This is a genomic window from Aureimonas sp. N4 (assembly GCF_001463925.1).
Taxonomy (GTDB): domain Bacteria; phylum Pseudomonadota; class Alphaproteobacteria; order Rhizobiales; family Rhizobiaceae; genus Aureimonas; species Aureimonas ureilytica_A.
The window spans coordinates 1-3,872 of record NZ_BBWS01000061.1; the positions used below are offsets into that span (position 1 = coordinate 1).

The 3,872-nt window shown below is 61.5% G+C and carries 6 protein-coding genes; 1 reads left to right on the plus strand and 5 read right to left on the minus strand.

Going from position 1 to position 3,872, the window contains the following annotated elements:
• The first annotated feature begins 338 nt into the window (after positions 1 to 338).
• Positions 339 to 1,439 carry a hypothetical protein gene (locus AUL28_RS21285; RefSeq protein ID WP_156420129.1) on the plus strand — a complete coding sequence of 367 codons (1,101 nt, stop codon included), beginning with the start codon at positions 339 to 341 and terminating at the stop codon, positions 1,437 to 1,439.
• Positions 1,440 to 1,845: 406 nt separating this feature from the next.
• Here the strand turns inward: AUL28_RS21285 and AUL28_RS23595 are convergent, their stop codons facing one another.
• The 5 genes from AUL28_RS23595 to AUL28_RS21305 all read right to left on the minus strand — a co-directional run.
• Complete coding sequence (locus AUL28_RS23595) at positions 1,846 to 1,971, minus strand: hypothetical protein (RefSeq protein ID WP_280137304.1); 126 nt, start codon at positions 1,969 to 1,971, stop codon at positions 1,846 to 1,848.
• A gap of 2 nt (positions 1,972 to 1,973) precedes the next feature.
• Positions 1,974 to 2,246 carry a hypothetical protein gene (locus AUL28_RS21290; RefSeq protein ID WP_062236865.1) on the minus strand — a complete coding sequence of 91 codons (273 nt, stop codon included), beginning with the start codon at positions 2,244 to 2,246 and terminating at the stop codon, positions 1,974 to 1,976.
• Between the two features lie 38 nt (positions 2,247 to 2,284).
• A complete protein-coding gene (locus tag AUL28_RS21295; protein WP_156420130.1) occupies positions 2,285 to 2,518 on the minus strand; it encodes a hypothetical protein in 234 nt (77 codons plus the stop codon).
• 53 nt (positions 2,519 to 2,571) lie between these two features.
• A complete protein-coding gene (locus AUL28_RS22905; protein WP_156420131.1) occupies positions 2,572 to 3,033 on the minus strand; it encodes a hypothetical protein in 462 nt (153 codons plus the stop codon).
• Between the two features lie 9 nt (positions 3,034 to 3,042).
• A partial coding sequence (locus AUL28_RS21305; protein ID WP_082640625.1) for a methyltransferase occupies positions 3,043 to 3,872 on the minus strand: 830 nt, incomplete at its 5' end.

The window sequence follows — 3,872 nt, forward strand, 5'->3', positions numbered from 1 at the left end:
GGCTCGTCGTCCTTGCAAACGCCGCGCCCTAGCGCGTCCGCAAAAGTTCCACCGGTGGAACTTTCCTGCCCTCATTAGAACGCTTGAAGCCGTCCGAGTTCATGTTGCGGCGGCATCGGGACTTACCCACAGGCTCGACCTCTCTACAGCGCTATGAGAAGCGCGTTCGGTCTAGCCTGCGCTCCACTGCGTGGACCGGTCTTTCAGACTGGATAAGTCCAGGTCAGCGCCCAAAGCGCTCGATAGGCAAGAGGTGGTCGAAACGACCTTGAATGTTTATGATACGTTCTCAGCGGCCGTGGAGAGGACATCGCGTCGCCATAGTAGGAGTCGACCTCGTGCGTTCACCCTTCGATCCCACTTCGTCCAGCGTCTTTGAAGCCGCTCGTCTTGCGCGCCAAGCCATCGAACCGCCGAATGGTTTCTATGACCGAATGATGCTTTTTGAGCGCACGTCCTTACGCTCGGCCTTAGATCATGTGCGCCCCGATGCCTCGTTGCAACGCGCCCTGCAACCTCAGTTCGATGTTGGGCGGATTGCTGGCGCTAGCGACCTCCTGCGAGCGCAGACGGAGAGGGATCTCCAATGGCGGGAGATGCTCTCGCCGCTGGTCGTAGAACAAGCGCAGCTAGCGGCAGAGTTCAGCCATCACTTGTCGCTTCCATCCGCTATGGAGCAGTTCCGAACGCCCGTTCCCGACCTCAGGGATAAGTTGCTCAACCTGCACAGTGTCGAGCTTTGGACGCAGCCAGCCTATATGGATGCCTTCAATCGCACTTCGGCTCTGTCGGACGTTCTGACTGACAGTCTGCGGGTCGGCCGCGAACTTCGGGACGCTGCACGAGCGTTTACGCTCGAAGCTATTCCATCGTTCGACAGTTTGATCGACTACCGCCACTTTCTCGATGCTGCGGGCCTACAGCTACCACGCTGGCCTCGTTTCAGGCTTCTATCGGCAGCCGAAAAGCGTCGTCGCTTTAAAGAGCGGTTGAAGGAAAAGACAGAGCCGCCTCATGTGAAGCGCGCCAAATCGATGGTCCACCGCTACGAGCTCACGTTGCGCGAGATCCTCGACCAAGCGATGGCTAACGCCTACGGAGAGGAATGGCCCGAGACACGGCTCCCGCTGTGCGACTGCAAAGACTTGCTCGGCAGGTGGCAGAAGCGCGGTGGCGATGTCCTGGACCTTGCCGATTATGCACACTACGCACGGATCATGAGCCACCCAGAACATTTCGAGGTGGTGTTTGAGGCTGGGTTCGACGATCCCGACGCGTTGGCGGCGCTGTTGCATGACGCAGGTCGGCTTCGCGCAGCATCGCATCATGCGCGTGCCTTCACGCTGGAGGACCTTCGCGATCTCCGCGTGATTTGGAAAACGATAGAGACGGGGTTGCTCGCTTTCGTGAGCGATTATGACGTAGAATCGTGGGCCTGACGGGAGTCTGCGGTTCAAAGTTCCGCTTACCTTCCGCTGCCTTCCGCTGCGCGGCTCGCCTCCTAGGCCTCCCAACGCTTAGGCCAGTCGGGGAGGAGGTCCCTTAGGGTGGGTGGGGAGTATGAGGGGCGGGGGCAGGGCCCCCTCATGACAAGGCGGCGCGCTCGATGCGCGGCGCCTTGTCCCCCGACTCCCTCGATAAACGTAACCCTTCCGATCACCGCCCGAATGAAAGCAGGGCGGTCCATGGCTCAGCGGCGCCTAGGAAGGCCGTTTGCCACCGGCGCTGGTGCGATCGCCCGTTGAATCGGAGCGGCTGGAGTTCACTTCTGAGGCCCCTCCGCTGCGCCGTTGGAAGACACAGAAGGGGCCTTTCGGCCTCTCGATATCTACCGTTCTGCGCGCCTCAGCTTTTGCGGCGACCATAGGCCCGGTCAAAACGGCGACTGGAGATTTCTACCCCAACCAAGCCAGCGATGCCGACGGCCAGACCAAAAAGAGATATCCAAATCAGCGGATCGACGTTGCTCATCCTCAGTTCTCCGCCTTCAGCTTGCCTAAGATATAGAACGCGATGCCCTCAAGCACCATGGGAATGACGATCGCTAGGATAATCGCGGCCATCGCGGGGGGTTGCACGGTAGGATCAAAGGCTAGTCGCAGGCCGCCCAGACCAAAGATGGCCAGGGCGACGCTGTGCAGGATTGCGACCACGAGTTTGACGCGCTCGTTGAACCGCTTAGCCGTCAGCTTTTGTTCGCCACTCAGCGGGACTTCGGTTGGCGGTGTAGGGGATGTGCTGCTCATAGTCCTTTGGTATCGGACGCGGAATTAACCTTCATGGATCATCCTTCCCTGTAGAGCGATAGCCGGCGCTCCTTGGTGAGCGCATCACGGCGGGTGATGAACACATAGCCGTCCCAATCCCGCCACCGCTCCCAGCCCTGCGGGGTCGCGCGGCCATACCAGACGCGAACTTCGACGGTTTCTGGATCGATTTCCCGCTCTATCGAGACGGTAAAGCTGCCGCCCATACCGGATGGGGTGTCGTAAACGGTGACGCAGCGAGGAGATAACATGGGGCAGGGGTCTCCCGTGGTTGAACCGAGCCGTTTATGGGTCGCGGGCGCGGTCACTCGATGGGTTCCAGGTCTCGGATTTCGAGAAATTCGACCTTCTCCGTGCGCTCCGCGCCGATCAGATCGAGATTGACGTAGGTCCATTCGGGGAAGACGGACGAGGCGATGCGCCAGATAACGCCCACGCGGCCAAAGCGCTTTTCATCGGTTCCGTCGATGGTCCTTGCGGTGGTGACGATCTGGACGCGCTGGCCGACGCGCAGCCAGTTCGCCGCGCTTGCCAGCAAGGCCGCTTGGGTCTCCGGGTCGAGCTTGGCGCGCACACTGCGGCACCATGCGTGCGGATCATCGCTATTGCGGGTGAGGATGGTGGGCTTCGGGGGATGACGAGCGCGGTGCTGGCGGTGGACAGTCGCGCCTGCGAAAAGGTCGGGTTGGCTTCCGGCATGGCGGCGCTCGGCCGCTGTCTTTCGCTGCTTGGTGCGCCACAGGGCTTCAGGGGAGGGCGTTCCCATGGCTGACCCTCACAGAAAGGCAAGTTGATGGGTAGGCTGCGCAGCGCTGGCGGCTTCGATCAGACGCGCGCTCCTGCGCTCTGCCGCCTCGCGTTGGCGCTCTCGTGCTTCCGTGAAGTCGAAGCAGGCGACCTCGCAGGTGATCGCGGTATCCTTCCACTGGTCGCGAAAGAGGGACGTGTCGATGCCAACGCCCCCATCCATTTCCCATCCAGTCAGGCTCTGGAAGTCATAGCCCTTGCCGGTCTTGAGCCGGTCGAAGTAGGGGGCGCCGGAATAGCGGAAGCTGGCGGACCCCTGTGGGATCAGGAACGCGCCCCGGTCGGCCAGCTCGGCCGCAATGTCGATGATGTGAAACTCGAACTCCGGGCCACGGTAGCGCGGGGCGTTGCCGGATCGACGGACGCGGCCAAAGGGGGGATTGCCAATCGCCACATCGAAGTGGCCCAGCTCAAGCGCGTGCCAATCGAACACGTCGGCATTGATCCAGCGGGCTTCGGGAACGAGCTTGCGACCGACCTCGACATATCGCGGGTTGATCTCGACGCATGTTAGCTCGCTCGTGCCCTGAGCATTCCAGGTACCGCGCTGCACGACATGGTAGGCGAGTCCGCCGATGCCGGCGCAAAGGTCGATGACGCGTCCCGTGCCAGCATCGATGGCGAAGTCCGAGGCCAGATCGTAGGGCGTGAAGAAGGCCCCGGCTGCGCCGTTTATGAAGTTTGCACCTTCGTGCCAGTTGCGCAGGACGAACTCACGCTCGTCGTCGGTGAGCCGATCTTTGGTCAGGATGGCCTCGGCCTCAGCATGGTCCTTGCGCTGCGCCTTGGTGAGCTTCG